The sequence below is a fragment of the Trichocoleus sp. ST-U2 genome, assembly GCF_039961875.1.
GTDB lineage: Bacteria > Cyanobacteriota > Cyanobacteriia > Cyanobacteriales > FACHB-T130 > FACHB-T130.
Window position 1 is genome coordinate 13,834 of the sequence record NZ_JAMPJY010000021.1, and the last position, 16,386, is coordinate 30,219.

The 16,386-nt window shown below is 49.7% G+C and carries 9 protein-coding genes; 4 read left to right on the plus strand and 5 right to left on the minus strand.

Features of this window, described 5'->3' with window-relative positions; translation table 11 throughout:
• The first annotated feature begins 172 nt into the window (after positions 1 to 172).
• Positions 173 to 328 carry a hypothetical protein gene (locus tag NC996_RS15205; RefSeq protein ID WP_348260001.1) on the plus strand — a complete coding sequence of 52 codons (156 nt, stop codon included), beginning with the start codon at positions 173 to 175 and terminating at the stop codon, positions 326 to 328.
• Between the two features lie 298 nt (positions 329 to 626).
• On the opposite strand, the gene NC996_RS15210 is transcribed toward NC996_RS15205, so the two are convergent.
• Positions 627 to 1,994 carry a TldD/PmbA family protein gene (locus NC996_RS15210; protein ID WP_190686228.1) on the minus strand — a complete coding sequence of 456 codons (1,368 nt, stop codon included), beginning with the start codon at positions 1,992 to 1,994 and terminating at the stop codon, positions 627 to 629.
• A gap of 256 nt (positions 1,995 to 2,250) precedes the next feature.
• Here NC996_RS15210 and NC996_RS15215 point away from each other — a divergent pair, with 256 nt between their 5' ends.
• Positions 2,251 to 4,566: an MASE1 domain-containing protein gene (locus NC996_RS15215; RefSeq protein ID WP_190686231.1), complete on the plus strand. Its 2,316-nt coding sequence runs from the start codon at positions 2,251 to 2,253 to the stop codon at positions 4,564 to 4,566.
• 30 nt (positions 4,567 to 4,596) lie between these two features.
• Positions 4,597 to 5,268, plus strand: coding sequence for a DUF1361 domain-containing protein (locus tag NC996_RS15220; RefSeq protein WP_190686232.1), 672 nt, complete (start codon positions 4,597 to 4,599; stop codon positions 5,266 to 5,268).
• 43 nt (positions 5,269 to 5,311) lie between these two features.
• On the opposite strand, the gene NC996_RS15225 is transcribed toward NC996_RS15220, so the two are convergent.
• The gene (locus NC996_RS15225) at positions 5,312 to 6,109 is read right to left on the minus strand and encodes a sugar phosphate nucleotidyltransferase (protein ID WP_190686329.1); all 798 of its coding nucleotides are present in this window, start codon (positions 6,107 to 6,109) and stop codon (positions 5,312 to 5,314) included.
• A 352-nt stretch (positions 6,110 to 6,461) separates the two neighbouring features.
• On the opposite strand from NC996_RS15225, the gene NC996_RS15230 reads away from it, so the two are divergent.
• A complete protein-coding gene (locus NC996_RS15230; RefSeq protein ID WP_190686235.1) occupies positions 6,462 to 7,634 on the plus strand; it encodes a hypothetical protein in 1,173 nt (390 codons plus the stop codon).
• Here NC996_RS15230 and NC996_RS15235 read toward each other — a convergent pair.
• From NC996_RS15235 to NC996_RS15245, 3 genes are all read right to left on the minus strand, one after another.
• Positions 7,631 to 7,888 carry a hypothetical protein gene (locus NC996_RS15235; RefSeq protein WP_190414119.1) on the minus strand — a complete coding sequence of 86 codons (258 nt, stop codon included), beginning with the start codon at positions 7,886 to 7,888 and terminating at the stop codon, positions 7,631 to 7,633. The genes NC996_RS15230 and NC996_RS15235 overlap by 4 nt on opposite strands.
• Before the next feature lie 270 nt (positions 7,889 to 8,158).
• The gene (locus NC996_RS15240; RefSeq protein WP_190686238.1) at positions 8,159 to 10,930 is read right to left on the minus strand and encodes a putative PEP-binding protein; all 2,772 of its coding nucleotides are present in this window, start codon (positions 10,928 to 10,930) and stop codon (positions 8,159 to 8,161) included.
• 46 nt (positions 10,931 to 10,976) lie between these two features.
• Positions 10,977 to 16,328, minus strand: a complete 5,352-nt coding sequence (locus tag NC996_RS15245) for a PAS domain S-box protein (protein WP_242037569.1) — start codon at positions 16,326 to 16,328, stop codon at positions 10,977 to 10,979.
• Positions 16,329 to 16,386: the final 58 nt, after the last annotated feature.

The window sequence follows — 16,386 nt, forward strand, 5'->3', positions numbered from 1 at the left end:
TACCTTCAGCAAGGGCGATCGCTCTCAAACCCGTATTCGTTGCAAAGCTTTAACCCTTAAACCTAGCTAACAAACTATGAATATTCTGTAACAAAAACTACCATTTTTTGGGGATTTAGGCTATATTAGGAAAGTAGCAGATACCTCAAGTCGCTTAAAAATAATGTCCATTATGAACGGAAGACGCCAAGATAACCAGAAAAATGCGGATGCGGCTCACCGCGAAAACATTCAAAAAAGCTTGCAGCATCGTCTAGAAATTGCCAGAGCCAAAGGTGACGAAGCTTTGATTCGCCAGTTGGAAGCGGAAGCCAACTACTTCCACTAAACCTGAATTAAGCGATACTCTCAGTCTCAAATACCGAGCCTTCGGAGTCTGCTGTTTCCGTGCAAGTGTACTGGGGCAAAACCGCCACAAATGCCATGCTATGCACGTTAATTAAATAAAACAAAAGGGGATGCCGTTTACTAGCGGCATCCCCTTTTTGATTAGAGCGTCTATCGATTCAGATTCCCGACTTCCTTAAGAAGTCGGGGATCTCGCGTTCACGAATCATTTAGAATTGCTATACGGTAATGGGTCATTCGAGAAAGAGAGAGAATTCTTCATAGCTTCCCGGTTCCTCCTAGCGCCCGCCCACCACGACATTTTTAATTCGCAGATGGGGACCCCCCACACTTACTGGTAGCGGCATTTGTCCGCCTTTACCGCAACCGCCGTTGATATAGATGGAGTCGTTCCCAATCGCCTCAATATCTTTGAGCGTTTGGAAGACATTGCCAGTCAGACTGACATCAGTCACTCTTTCAGCTATCTTGCCATTGCGAATCATATAGCCTTCAGCAGCGGCAAAGGTAAACATCTCGCCGTTGGTTTGTCCGCCAAGCATCCGCACCGCATAGACGCCTTCCTCGATATCCCCAATCATGTCATCGAAGGAGTGTTCCCCCGGTTCAATGCCGGTATTGGTCATCCGCACCAACGGAGGATAAGTCGCGTTAAGTGCCCTAGCGTTGCCAGTCGGAGCTTCGTGTAGCTTGCCAGCAGTTTCGCGATTATGCAAGCGCTGGGTGAGGATACCGTCTTTAATTAAATATTTGCGTTGAGCGGGGACACCTTCATCGTCATACTTGAGAGAACCGGGTAAATCGGGCATCGTGGCATCATCAACCACATTTAGTTGCTTAATGGCTAAGGGTTTGCCCAAGGTGAGCAATTCCTGCATCCGGGGATTTTCGTAGACAAAATCAGCTTCCGAAAGATGTCCAAAAGCTTCGTGAATGAAGACACCCGCGAGATAGGGGTCGAGAACGACAGTATATTGTCCGCCTTTGACTGATTTGGCTTCCAATTGACCGACAGCGCGTTTGGCGGCTCCCAGTACCTGGTCTTCAATTCCTTCGAGAATGTTATAGTCTGTGCGGGAATGGACAGATTCAAAGCCTTGGCGGGGGGCAGAACCGTCTTCCCTAGCGATCGCCCCAAATCGACCCGACACATCCAAGCGTTCTTGGGCAATACAGGTGCCGAGAGAATTGGCAAAATAGGTGATGCCGAAGCGATCGCGCAAATTCACCATTGTCGTTTGAATTCGGGGGTCAAAATCTAGCAGCAGTTGGTTATATCCCTCCAATAACCGCCGCTTTTCTGCCAGAGAAACCCCACGTGGATCGCGCCCGATTTCCACCGCCACATAATCTTGAATGGGTTCCACTGGCGCTAGCATCGTCGTTTCTTTTCCGACCAGATGTGCTTGAGAAATCGCTTCTTCAATCCGGTCTTGCAACTCAGCTAAACCATTGAAAGTGACAAAACTCCAGCCGCCCATGTGGCAAGCGCGAATGCCCCCAGCCAGGGTAAAGTTACGATCTACGGCATCCAGCTGATGACCGCGAAAGGAGATAGAGGTAGACTCACTTTGTTCTAAGCGAATTTCTAGATAATCTACCGCTGTGCGATAAGGAGTGATCGCTGCCTGTAACCGATCTTGCATAGAAGTTTCCACTTTTTAATCCTTTTATTTAGCCCCTGATAGGGATTCTAGGCGATTGTTAGGGCAGGCTGCTTAAATCGATTGGCACTGGATTATTGCTTAATTTGTACTAAACCGAAGGTGAAATCAGATTAATTATCGGATTTCTCCCTTCAGTTAAAAATTTGTCTATATTTACCTTTGCAACATCTAGCTCAGCGGATTATGGTTGCAAGGAGAAAACATCTCGCATTTTGAACCCCTAAACCGCCGTATTATGTCCCAAACTCGGCTTTGGCGATACTTAGCCAGCGTCGCCATACTGACTGCCATCTACATTGGTGCAGCAAAACTATCACTGGCGCTTCCGGTGTTGAATAAGTACGTAACGCCGGTTTGGCCTCCGGCGGGGATTACCCAAGGCGTGCTGTTTATCGGGGGGCGAAAGCTTTGGCCTGGAGTCGTGCTAGGTGAATTTTTATTTGCCAAAGTAGTTCTGCACGTACCCCTATCTGTTGCCATTGCTGGCAGCTTGGCTACCACCTTGCAGGCTCTAGTCGGGGTCACGTTGCTTCGTTCGATTCGTTTGCGCCCCTCTCTGGATCGCCTGCGAGATGTTTTCGGTTTTCTCGGCTTGTCTGTGATGCTGTCTACTCTAGTCGCTTCCACTCTGGGTTTGACGACTCTTTGCTGGGCAAATCTTATCCCTTGGAGCGACTATGCGACGACGTGGTGGACGTGGTGGTTAGGGGATGGCATGGCAGTTTTAGTGTTAGTCCCGGCGATCTTGACTTGGAGTGTCCTTCCTCGCTTAGACACAAGACGAGAGCGAATCATCGAGGCGATGCTTTTGCTGACTTTGCTTGCAACCGTCACCCAGTCAGTTTTCTTCGCCAAAACTGCTACAGCGATCGCTCACTATCCCCTTGCCTACATGCCCTTCCCTTTGGTCGCTTGGGCAGCCCTCCGATTTAATCAGCAAGGCGCTGTATTGGCAACTCTACTTGTCTCCTGCATTGCTATCTGGGGCACCGCCTTGGGGGATGGGCCGTTTGCGGCAGTTGCCATTAATACCGACCAAGCTTTGCAATTTTTACAAGCCTTCATGGGCGTTATCGCAGTCACTGCTTTGGTTTTGGGGGCGGCGGTTGCGGAACGCGCCTCAGCTGAAGCGTCACTGCGCTCTAGCGAAGCCAGTCTCGCCAACGCCCAACGGATCGCCCATCTCGGTAACTGGGATTTAGACTTGGTTAAACAACAACTGCGATGGTCGGATGAACTTTATCGCATCTTGGGTTTTTCACCAGCAGAATTTGAGCCAAGTATGGAACGATTGCTGACATCCGTTCACCCAGATGACCGAGAACGGGTCAGAGAATTGATAGACGCCGCATCGTATTTCAAGCAAGCCTTCAGCACTGACTTTAGAGTTGTTTTATCCGATCGTTCTGAGCGCATTGTCCACGGCACTGGCAAAATTATTCAGGAGCAAGGAGGGAAAGCCGCTCGACTCATCGGCACGATTCAAGACGTTACAGAACAAAAAAGAATCGAGCAAGCACTGCTGCAATCGGAAGCTCAATTACTCGAACTTGCCCACAATCTCGATCGGAAAGTAACCGAAAGAACTCTGGAGTTAGAAGAAAAGAATAATGAACTCGCGCGATCGCTCACCTCGCTCAAACAAGCCCAACAGCAATTAATTCAAGCTGAAAAAATGTCGAGTTTGGGGCAATTAGTAGCAGGAATTGCTCATGAAATTAATAACCCCATTAACTTTATCACTGGCAATATTAGCCATATTACTGCTTATATTCAAGACCTCCTCGACATCCTGAACCTTTACCAGCAAAATTATCCCACCCCACCCCCGGCGATTCAAGCGTATAGCGAAACGGTTGAACTGGACTTTGTGATTGAGGATTTACCGAATCTTCTAGAGTCCATGAAAACGGGTGCAGAACGTATCCGTCAGATTGTGATATCCTTACGCAGCTTCTCCCGTCTGGATGAAGCCGATATGAAGCCGGTGGATATTCATGAAGGCATCGATAGTACGTTGCTGATTTTACAGCGTCGCCTGAAAGCGCGTCCGGGACATCCAGGCATCGAAGTGGTTAAAAATTACGGTGACTTACCCCTCGTGGAGTGCTATCCGAAACAACTCAATCAGGTGTTTCTCAACCTGCTTAGTAATGCCATTGATGCCTTAGAAGAAAGAATGAAAGAGGAAGAAAAGGCCAAGGATGAAATTACCCTTTCAGGATTTTCACCTCAGCCGTTTGCGATCGCCCTCACCACCCAAATTTTGTCACCCACTCAGGTGCAGATTGAAATTTCCGACAATGGCATCGGCATGACTCCGGAAGTCAAAAACCATATTTTTGAACCATTTTTTACCACCAAACAAGTCGGCAAAGGCACCGGCTTAGGTTTATCGACTTGCTATCAAATTGTGGTAGAAAATCATCAAGGACAACTCATCTGTCTATCGCAGCCAGGATTAGGGGCAACATTCCAGATCGTCATCCCCCTGCGGCAGAGTGGTCATCCCGGAATCAGTAGTTATACTGGTAGCTTCAATGTGAACTAAAACTGCTGATTCAACAATGAGACAGCGTGTATGAAATTTGAGCTGGTTCGCTGGACTTCCAATATATTGCGGGTTTTGTCCCGCAATCTGGACTGGATGACGTGGAATCTGTTTTTGGCGTTTGTACCTCTGCTTTTGAGTATTTGGCTATTTCGCAGCAGGCAAAAGCGCTCGCCGATCTGGTGGGCGGGAGTCTTAGTTTTTATCGCGTTTTTGCCGAATGCGCCCTATTTGTTGACAGATATCATTCACTTGATTCATGATATTCGCGCTAACTACTCGGTGTGGATGATTACGCTAGTTCTCATCCCCCAGTATTTGTTAGTTATCCTGGCTGGCTTTGAAGCTTACGTTATATCTTTAATTAATCTAGGTTACTATTTACATCGCCACGAACGTAGTAAATACATTCTTTGGATGGAGCTAACTTTGCATGGTCTTAGCGCCATTGGCATTTATTTAGGGCGATTCCTACGCTTCAACAGTTGGGATTTTGTTACTCAACCGGATGCCGTATTTACTAGCGTACTGGATGACTTAGTCGGCAAATGGCCTGTGGTGGTTATGGTTGTCACCTTTGTCATCATTTCTGGCTTGTACTGGCTGATGAAGCAGGTGACTTTGGGGATAATTTTGCGAAGGCGGTTAAAAGGTATCCAGCCGCCATCCAATCACAATCATACAGATTCCCCGACTGCTTAAGCCTTTGCTTCTTTCAAGCTAAGCCGAGAGAGAATCAATCAATTTAGATATCAATCTCATCAGCCGCAAATTGACGAACTGCTTTCACAAGATCCGTAGGGGTGCCGATATCCAGGTAGGTTCCATCCGGAAACGTTTCGGCTTCCACCCGCAAGCCGCTGTCAATCGCCGCCTGAACCACATCGCTAATCGGTAACTCTTTCGCCTGTGGCACTTGCCCAGCTTGGATTGCAGCGAGATACTCGTGCATAAACTGGGTAAAAGCTGGCGTCCAAACCGCGATCGCCCACATATACTTTAAATCGCTAATCGGCGGTTTTTCGACCACGAAGTGGACTCGTCCTTCGGCATCAAAATCAACCATCCCGGCTTTATGAGGCTGATCGTTCGGAAATAATCCCAAAACTGCATCGGCATTCCCAGCCGCAAGCCGTGCCAGTAAACGCACAAAGGCGTCTTCGGGCTGAAAAAGGATGTCGGGAAAGCCCAGTGCTACCACCGCGTCTTGCACGAAGGGATAGGCTTGATCCAAGGTATAAGGAACGCCATAAGGCAACCCCAGCATCAGATAGCCGAGGTTCATGTCTAGCAGGGTGCCGTCCCCAAAATAAGCCGGAATATCCCACTTTCCCGGACGCAGTACGGTGTATGCCTTCTTAATCCCTGCCAACCGCATTTTCTCTAGTAAGTAATGACTCACGACTTTGGGGCGTAAGGTGCCGCTGCCGCTATCTACCGGACGAAATCCAATCGGGTACAGCTCTTTGCTCATCGGTAAGGGGGCGATTCGCGTTGCTTGCCCTCCTGCTGGTAGCAGTCCAATGACTTCCCGCTGGTGAATGCGATCGCTATCAATCATAAAAATGCCGATTGCGGTGGAATGGAACAGGGAAACCCTCAATCTTATTATTCTCCCTGAATCTTTTTGACAGATAAAGACTTGCTGGGATTTTTGCTGGGATTTTGATCAGGTGTGAGCCAAAGTTCCTATCAAAAGAAAGATGGCATCGCACCTGTCTTAGTCTGAAATGAATTTAGGTTGGGTTTTGCATTTAAGAATTTCCCGCAGCCGCAACCATAATTATTTCCCTAGAAGGGCGGATTTCCTGTATGGCCTTTTCCGCCATATCTTTCTTTAGAGATTGCCAATTTTTGTCGTCCTTTCTGAATATTTTTGAAAGGAGTCCAATCAGATGCCGCTATTGTCTACTGATGAATTAAAAAGTTTGATAGAAAATTCCGCTAGTCCCTGTATCTCGATTTATATGCCGATGGAAAAGGCAGGGCCAGAGATTCGACAAAACCCGATTCGCTTCAAGAATCTCATGCGTGAGGCTGAGAACCGCTTGGAGGAAATGGGGATAGACCCGGATGAGGCGAGGGCATGGCTTGAGCAAGCGAATGGGATTGATAACTCTGAATTTTGGGAAGAAAACCAAGGCGAGGGGATAGCAATTTTTATCTCTCCCGAAATCTTTCGTTACTACCAGCTTCCCGTTGATGTTGAAGAATTGGTAATCGTTAGCGATCGCTTCCACATTAAGCCACTGTTGCCTATCGTCAACAACGATGGACGGTTCTACATCCTAGCGCTTAGCCAAAAGGATGTCCGGCTGCTTCAGGCAACGCGCACTACGGTCAAAGAGGTGCATATTGAAAACTTACCGAAAAGCAAGGATGAAGCTCTCCAATATGACGCGACTTCCAAGGACGGTCAGATCCGGATTGCCACATCAAAGGGGGGAACCAACAATACTTTTCAGCAACCCGGTAGTTTCCACGGGCAGGGAAGCCCGGATCAGGATGATATCAAGAAGGATCTCCTGCAATTTTTCCATCAGATTGATGGTGCATTGCACGACTTCTTCCGGAATAAGAAAGGGCCTTTAGTGTTAGCGGGAGTTGAGTATCTTTTCCCGATTTACAAAGAGGCAAATACTTATCAACATTTGGTAGAGCAAGGGATTACTGGAAATCCTGAAATATTCAAGCCAGAAGAATTGCACGAACTCGCTTTACCGATTGTGGAGCCTCTGTTACAAGAGAATATTGAGGGGGTTGTAGAGGTATACAAAGAACTGGCTGGAAACGATACGAGTAAAGTATCCCACGATATCAAAGAAATCATCCAATCTGCTTATTATCACCGGGTTGATTCTTTGTTTGTGGCGGTCGGCGAGCAGCGCTGGGGTCACTTTGACCCTGAAACCATGACCGTAGATTTACACCCTGAACCACAGGTGGACGACGAAGATATGTTGGATTTTGCCGCTACTCATACAATTTTGAACGGTGGTAAAGTCTATGCAGTGGAGCCGGAAAAAGTACCGGATGAGGCTCCGGTAGCAGCAATTTTCCGCTATTAATCAGCGATTGACTGCGATCGATCGTAGGGTTTCAAAATTGCTAAGTTTGTCAACCCCCCCGCTTCCCCAAGGACGGGGGGTTGAATATAAGTTAGGTCACTCAAGAAATCGTTTGGATCGCAATTAGGGGGAAAAATAAAAATTTCCTTTCCCTCTTTTAGTGCATTCTGGTGAAACGCGATCGCTTCTACCAAGGGACAAAACATAATTGGAATCCATCTGCCACTGTAAAAACAGACAACGACGCGGCTCATTGTGTACTCTTCCAGCAGGAGTGGATTTCGCCAAGGTGAAACCACACGAATTCTATGATAGGTATACTCTTTAGTTGTTCACGATTAGAAGCAAAAGCGCAACAGCCTTAAGTAGTATCTATTAACCTTTCTCGGAAGGGAATTATTAGAAAAATCGGTTGGCAGACACCCCTTGAAAGACAACCCTTGAAAATAGGATGACTTAAGACAAAGGGCAAAAAGTGGGTGTGGATTTGAAACCGTCTCTACCAGATTTTTGCCGATCGCTACTTATTGATTCAACTGACGACGGGCGGCTGCTAAGAGAAGGCGTTGTTCGGCACGAGCGATCGCGTTATAGGTTCGCTCAACGGCATCTAGTTCCACAGAAATTGAGGGAATGCCCCACTGCACAAGCTGATCGATCAACTCTGGGTATTGAGCCGGTGCTTGACCGCAGATGCAGCAGGGAATTCCTGCCTGTTTTGCCATTTGGATGAGTTGCGCGATCGCTTGCGTGACTGCTGGATGACGCTCATCAAACGCCGCCGCCATCTGCGCTTGGTCTCGGTCAACTCCCAGCAGCAGCTGGGTGAGATCGTTGGTGCCGATCGAGATGCCTTGGACACCTGCTTTCACATAATCGGGTAGTAAAAAGAGAACCGACGGCACTTCAGCCACGATCCAGAGTTGGAATTGAGGCGATTGACTGAGTCCGGCTTGTTCAACGCGGCGGCGACAGAAGGAAAACTCTTCCACTGTACGGACAAAAGGCAACAACAGGCGGACATTGGTATATCCCGATTGCTGCACCTGTACTAAAGCTGCTAGTTCTAAATCGAACAAGGCAGGATTGGAAACATAGCTAAATGTTCCCCTCATCCCTAGCATCGGATTGGCTTCCGGGTGCGCCAAAGAACCCCCGACTAAGTATTGAAATTCATGCGATCGCAAATCTAGAGAGCGATAAAATACTGGGCGCGGCGCAAATGCCTCGGCAAACTGACACAGTTGTTGGGCAAGAATTTCCCTCAACTCGTCTTCACGCTGCTGCTGGAGCCATCGTTGAGGATGTTGTCCCTGCAAAACTTCCAGCAGCATCAGTTCAGAGCGCAATAATCCTACCCCATCCACCGGCATCTGAGCCGCGCGTTGGATACTGCTGGGTTGACTGAGGTTGACCAGCAGTTGAGTGGCGAGGACTGAGGACTGAGGGCTGAGGGCTGAGGGCTGAGGGCTGAGGGCTGAGGGCTGAGGGCTGAGGGCTGAGGGCTGAGGGCTGAGGGCTGAGGGACGAGGAGTGGAAAGTGCAGCGTGTAGAGTGGGGAGTCCAGAGTGCGGGGTGGAAAGTGCAGCGTGTGGAGTGGGGACTCCAGAGTGCGGGGTGGAAAGTGCAGCGTGTGGAGTGGGGACTCCAGAGTGCGGGGTGGAAAGTGCAGCGTGTGGGGTGGAGAGAGAGGAGTGCGGAAGAATTTTCTCCCGCTCGCCTGCTTGAGCCTCAACGCGATAAACTGCTCCCTTGTCACCATCTACTAGCACGGCGTCGCCGGTTTGAATCAGCCGGGTGGCACCGACAGCACCAACAACCGCTGGGATGCCTAATTCCCTGGCAATAATGGCAGCGTGACAAGTCATCGCACCCTGTTCGGCAACCACAGCGACAGCCTGTTTTAGCAGTACCAGCCGATCGGGAGTAATGCTTTTGACGACTAAAATTTTCCCATTAACAGGCGAGTTTTCATCTCCATCGGTATCCGGGAAGTGGAGATGATTGGAATCAGTTAATACATGAGCGATCGCAATTGTCCGTCCTGCTGACGCTCCCAGCCCTTCGATCAAAGGCTTTAGGTCTGGTTCTGGCACTGTAGGCACTTTCCCTTCCTGTAGGCGGTGCTGAGTCTGGGGCGAAAAGAAGGATAAAGGAGCGAGCATCAAGGAGGAATGACCGATCTCTACTGAGTGCTGTAAGGATTCCTTAACCGCTCCTACTTTAATTTTGGACTCCTTCAAGCTCATTGCTGAGTGCCCAACGATGACTTGTGTGAGATACAACTGGTTGCCTTCATTTTCTTTTCCTGGAGAGAGCGTCCACTCCAAAGTAAAAGTTGGGCCGAGTTCAGTCCTCAGTTGCTTCGCCAGTTGAATAAGAACATCTAAGTGTTTTTCTTCCAGGGCGTAATAATTTTGTTGCTCTTCGTTGAGCAGATAAGCTTCTAGACAATTATCTACCCTTAATCGAGAAGGGTGGGTGTTTGTGAAATTCTCCGTGCTGTTTGTGTTGGTTTGGGCGTCCCTAAAGTTCTCAAGACGATAAGCACGGGTTTTACTGCCCAGATATCGAGTTTGCACTTCCCCCGTTTCTGGTTGCACCTGATAGAAATCTGGAACCACTTCTCCCAAGACTAGCGCCTTGCCCAGTCCCCAAGTTGACTGAATTTCCCAGCACTCTGGAGTTGCTTGAAGAGTCCCGGAAGCGATCGCATCTAAGACGGGTTGCACTAAAATCGCCAAGTTCAGCTGAGCAGTCTGAATACCCCAACAGTGCCAATAAAACAAACTTCTGGCACGAAACAGCTCTGCCCAAGCCAGCTTCAAACCCATCGCCAAGCTCTCTGGCGTCGCCAGACAAACGTGGGATTCTAAAAGCCCAGACTCTGGTAAAAGCACCCCGGTTGCCTGAACTTTAGACGCCGGATCTAAAGCCAAAGAGGGGCGCAAAATCAGCACCTTCGTTTGCCAATGCGCTTGTGCCGATTCTATCTCCGACATCCAAGACGACGGTAGCGTAGCGGCTGTAATTTCCTGCCGAATCGTTTGAGCAACGCTCTGTAGTTGGCGGGGATTATCTACATCCAGATGTAGCGAAGAATAGGGCAGGTCTAAGCCAAGCGGTGCCGACCATTGAATGCTTTCGAGAAATTGACGGGCTGCGGTTGCCGGAACGACAAAACCGGGCACGACCGGATAGCCACGCTGTATGACTCGGCTCAAGGAAAAAGCTTTGTCGCCTACCAGGGTGCGGTCGAAGGGTTGAATTTGGTCGAGCCAGTGGAGTTTTTCCACTCAGGTGAAAGGGTAAATAGGGAACAATGCATCATAACTTAATTATTTATTCATCATTCCGAATTTGACCCGGCGATTTCCAAAGATTCGCCACGACTGCTACCAACTGGGCGGTTTCCACCGGCTTAGAAAGATGGCGCTGATAGCCAGCGGCAAGAGTTTGCTGCTGGTCTTCCTCAGTGGTGTAGGCGGTCAGCGCGATCGCGGGAATCTTGCCTCCGCGTTCGGCTTCTCGATTCCGCAGTTGGCGAATCAGCCCATAGCCGTCCTCTAACGGCATTCCGATATCGCTAATCACCAGGTCTGGCAACTCTCGATCCAGTGCCTTTATGGCTTCTGGCACTGATGCCACGGCTCTCACACTTGCTCCTGCCTCCTCTAGAGTGGTGACAACGACTTCGCGGATATCGGCATCATCTTCCACTAACAGAAGGCGCAATCCGCTGAGAGCATGAGGATTGAGGGAAGAGGACTGAGGGCTGAGGACTGAGGACTGAGGATTCAGGGAAGAGGACTGAGGGCTGAGGACTGAGGGCTGAGGATTCAGGGAAGAGGAAGGGGATGAGGAGTGAGGATTGAGTGAAGAGGATTGAGGATTCAGGGAAGAGGATTGAGGATTGAGGGAAGGGGAAGGGGAAGAGGAATTTTTTCTTTCTTGATTTGTGTTTTCTACCTCAGTCGGCACTTCGTGCTGGTGCGCTAACAGTCCTGAAGTTTTCAGCCCTACTTGCGTACTCTCTAAAAGAGGTAGGCGCACTGTAAAAGTGGCTCCGAGTCCTTCGCCTGGACTTTGGGCGCTGACGGTGCCGCCATGCATTTCTACAAGATAGCGGACAATCGCGAGTCCTAGCCCTAGACCGCCATGCGATCGCGTGGTTGTACTATCAGCCTGACGGAACAAGTCAAAGACATGGGGCAAAAAGTCAGGAGTAATACCCACTCCGGTGTCGCTGATTTGGATTTGGGCATAGTGAGTCATTGGTAATTGGTAATTGGTAATTGGTAATGGGTGAGATTCTTCCGCATTAGCCATTACCGATGACCTATTCCCAATAACGATTGACATTCGCACCGTCACTTGTCCGCCGTTCGGTGTGAACTTGAGGGCATTCGAGAGTAGATTTGACATCACCTGCTGCAATCGGACGGGATCGCCTTGGACACGTCCGCAAGAAGGGTCTAGCACTGTCTCTACTTGAATTTCCCGTGTCTGAGCTGTTGCCAGTACAGAATTAATGGAAGTTTGAATCACCGGCACTAGGTCAACTGGGAGGAGACTAAGGGGCAAGTTCCCCCGGATCATGCGCGAGACATCCAAAAGCGACTCAATCAGCTGCGTCTGTGCCTTGGCATTGCGCTCGATAGTTTCCAACGCTTGCGCCGTCCGGTTTTCATCAAACTTGCGACTGCGGAGTAGCTGTGCCCAACCCAGGACGGCGTTGATCGGAGTTCGCAGTTCGTGGGAGACAATCGCCAGGAACTGGTCTTTCATGCGATTGGCTTCTTGAGCTTCGTGGTAAAGTCGCGCATTGTCTACCGCCAGGGCAGCGCGGTGAGCCAGTTCAGAAGCCAAGGAGAGATCCGCCTGATTGTAGTGGCGACCCGATTCGGCAGTAATAAAGGCGATCGCTCCCAAGATTCGTCCACGGGCAATTAATGGTAGGCACATATAAGATTTGAAATCTGCCTTGCGGAGGATTTCCAAGTGTTCCGGATCGCGGGCGATCGCGACGAGCAATTCATCGGAAACCTCCGGAGCGAGTTTTGCCTCACCTGTATGCAACACTTTCGCCAAACCACGGGGCACCTTGGGATCGAAGGGATAACGACGCTCTACCTCCCATGCCAGCTCAACCTTTGAGGCGTCTGCATGGGCAACCGCTCGTTGGCGAATCGAGCCATCCGGCTCAACTGTATGAACGGCGCACCAGTCGGCAAGGTGCGGCACCGCCAGATGTACGAGGCGTTCTAACGTAGCTTGATAATCCAGCGAGTCAGCCAGCACGACGCCAGCTTCCGAGAGGAATTGCCGTGACTGTTCCGCGCGTTTGCGATCGTCAATGTCGGTGCAAGTCCCGAACCACTTGACGACCCATTGATGGCGATCGCGTAGCGGCAACGCCCGAACCAGATGCCAACGGTAAACGCCATCTGAGGCTCTCTTAAAACGGCATTCGGCTTCGTAAGTCTCACCCGTATCAATGGCATTGTTCCAGCCGTCTACCGATGCCTGCAAATCGTCTGGATGAAGTATAGGCTGCCATCCCCAGCCTTGGGCTTGCTCCAGCGTCGTTCCCGTGTAGTCAAACCAGCGTTGGTTGTAGTAATCCACTGACCCATCTGGCTGTGCCGTCCACACCATCTGCGGTATCGCCTCTGCTAGGGAGAGATAACGCTGCTGCGCCTCTTCAGCTTGGGCACGCGCTTCCTGTTCGCGGACGAGCTGGAGCCGTTCTTTCTCAGATTTCTTGCGGTTGGTGATGTCCTCAATCACATACGCAAATTTCGGATGCAAACTGGAAGCTCCCTCGATGGGACAGACGCTAGCAGACAGCCACTTCTTACCTAAGTCAGTCTCGTGAGGGTATTCAAAGCGGATGGTTGTCTGGGTGCGTTGAGCCAACCGATATTGATGAATCCACAATCGCAGGTATTGCGGCGGGACGCCCAAACTGCTACTCAGTCGATTTTGCATCGCTTCGGGAGTTAGCCCAAAGAACTTTGCTGAGGTGGAGTTATCAGAAATATGCCGGATGTCATCTTCCACCAACTCGACAATCCCCATCATCAAAGAAGCGCTATCGAAGAAGCTGCGAAGGATGGATCTTTCCCATTTGAGTGCTTGAAGTGCTTGGTGCCGTTCGGTGATGTCCTGAACGAGAGCCACGAAGTAATCAATTGAGCCGTCAGTACGGCGCACGCAGCGAGTCGAGATGCTGGCGTGGATCGTTTGACCATCTTTGCGGATAAACCGCTTGTCCATTGAGTAGGCTTCAATTTCGCCTGCTAAAATCCGCTGGAATTGCTCTACATCGGCTGGCAAATCATCGGGATGAGTTAATTGATCCCAAGTCATTTGCGTGAGTTCCTGCCGGGAATAGCCAAAGATGTCGCACAATTTATCGTTGGCGTCCAGCCAACCTTTGTCTGGCGAACTGATGGCGATTCCGACTAAAGGAAGTTCAAAGTAGCTGCGGAAGCGTTGTTCGCTCTTCCGCAGCTCTTGTTCGGCTTGTTGAGCCAGGGCGATTTGTTCTTGAAGTAATTCATTCGCTGTTGCGAGTTCGGCAGTTCTTTCCCGAACCCGAATTTCTAAATTTTGATGGGAAGCCTGCAATTCGCGCTGGCGGGAGGTGAGTTCTTTGGCTAAGGTGGCGAGGTCTATATCCAGAGTTTGTAACTCCTGCTGAAGAATCTCACGGGTGCGTTTCATAGCGATCGCATTGCCCACCCGCGCCCGGAGTTCCTCGATATGAAAGGGCTTCATCAGGTAATCTTGTACGCCTTCTCGTAACATCTGCACCCGTAGCTCGTCGTCTGCTTTCGCCGTCAGCAGAACAATCGGGATCGTATCGAGTTCCTTGATGGCTCTGACTTCCCGCACTAGCTGGTCGCCGTTCATTTGAGGCATCATCATATCGGTGAGGATTAAGTCAGGATGCAGGGCGATCGCTTTGTCCAATCCTTCCTGCCCATTCCGGGCACTTACGACCCGATTCTCTGGCGCTAAACTCTCGACGATGAAGCGATTCATTTCCGGATTGTCTTCAACTACCAGCACGAGTGGGGATTGAGAATTAGAAATTTCACCTTGAGGATTTTGCGCGGACTGTTCTGATGGGAAAATTTTTGATGACTGGTAATTTAATCCCGATTCCAAATCGTTGGGTTGATGCCCCAGTTCTGCCATTACAGAAAGGGCAATTTCCTTGTAATTTGTGGATGTTTTCGCCTGGGGCGATCGCGTCGAATCGATTTGAAGATTTGTCGAAGTCAGCTTGTCGGAGTCTGTAGCAGCTGGTTGCGCGATCGCAATCGTCTCCCCATCCAGATGAAAATCGCGATTCCCATCGGGTACTAGCAACCCTTCTGTATTGGTACTTAGAACGTCTGAGGGTGCTGCTTGCGGCATCCAGGTCGTGAAAACTGCCCCGCCTTTTGGAGCCTGGTTAACTTCTATGGAGCCGCCGTGCAATTCAACGAACTCCTTAACAATGGCTAGCCCCAGACCAGTACCGCCAAATCCTTGCTGAGTAACGAATTCCTCTTGGCGATACGGCTCAAAAATGGCTTCCCGGAGTTCTGGTGGCACGCCTGGGCCAGTATCTTCAATGGTGAGGGTGAAGGATGAAGACGACAGGGAGTCCAGGGCGAAGACTTGCTCCTCTGTGCCTCTGTGCCCCTGCTCCTGAGGACTGACTTCCGCAAGGATGCAGCGGATACTACCCCCCATCGGGGTGAATTTGAAGGCGTTGGAAAGTAGATTGAAGCAGATGCGCTGCCACTTATCTGGATCGACACTCGCCCTAAGAGATGAAGGAGTTTCGACAACGAAGGATATCTGACGGTCTTCCGCAATGGTTTCAAAGTTGGCAGCAATCAGCCGCACCAGCTCAGCCACGTCGCTGAGTGCGTAGTTCACTTCCATTTTGCCTGCCTCCAGCTTGGAGACATCCAGCAAATCGTTGACCCGTTTGAGCAGGGTACGGGCGTTACGATCCACCAATTCTAGGTCGTGACGTTGTTCTGGGTTGGTCAGATTCGGCTCGGAAAGCAGTTTCTCCGTTGGCCCCAAGATCAAGGCAAGTGGTGTCCGCAAGTCGTGGCTAACGTTGGCAAAAAATTGGGTTTTTAATTGGTCGAGTTCCTTAAGTTTTTGGTAAAGCGTCTCTAACTCAACGTTTGCCGTTTCTAGTTGGAGTTTACGATCTTCAGAGGTTTTTGCAGAGGCAATCAGGGTCAGGACTTGAGGAACTAATGGCGGGATTACCAAGGCTGTCGTTACTGAAGCGATCGCTGTAATTAATTTAATCGTTCCGGATAGCCAATAAACGGGCATCCATAGTGTCCACACTTCTATAAAATGCGTGGCACCGCAGGCAATAATGAAAAATCCAAAGGCGATAAATACTGAATGAAAAGGAATATCTCGACGCGCTTTGTGGACTAAATAAACTAGCGTCACTGAAATCGAAACATACGCCAGTCCGATTAACGTATCGGTGGCAACATGAAGTGACACCAACCCTGGTTTCCACAAGTAGCAATGTCCATGTGGGATAAAACCATTCGCTGCAAAAAGATTGTTTAATAATTCCGGCCCTAGCCACAGACCCAGCAAAGTACAAATAGATACTACTAGCCCGTAGCCGAGAGCGGCCCAAGGTATGATATGCATAGATTGCTTTTCCCCTCCTGATACTATTTTGAGGGTTAAATCCCGACTTTGGGGATCG

Coding starts and splice junctions, on each gene's coding strand:
- NC996_RS15245 (WP_242037569.1), bottom strand. CDS start 16,328: ATGCATATCATACCTTGGGCCGCTCTCGGCTACGGGCTAGTAGTATCT.
- NC996_RS15210 (WP_190686228.1), bottom strand. CDS start 1,994: ATGCAAGATCGGTTACAGGCAGCGATCACTCCTTATCGCACAGCGGTA.
- NC996_RS15220 (WP_190686232.1), top strand. CDS start 4,597: ATGAAATTTGAGCTGGTTCGCTGGACTTCCAATATATTGCGGGTTTTG.
- NC996_RS15215 (WP_190686231.1), top strand. CDS start 2,251: ATGTCCCAAACTCGGCTTTGGCGATACTTAGCCAGCGTCGCCATACTG.
- NC996_RS15205 (WP_348260001.1), top strand. CDS start 173: ATGAACGGAAGACGCCAAGATAACCAGAAAAATGCGGATGCGGCTCAC.
- NC996_RS15230 (WP_190686235.1), top strand. CDS start 6,462: ATGCCGCTATTGTCTACTGATGAATTAAAAAGTTTGATAGAAAATTCC.
- NC996_RS15235 (WP_190414119.1), bottom strand. CDS start 7,888: ATGAGCCGCGTCGTTGTCTGTTTTTACAGTGGCAGATGGATTCCAATT.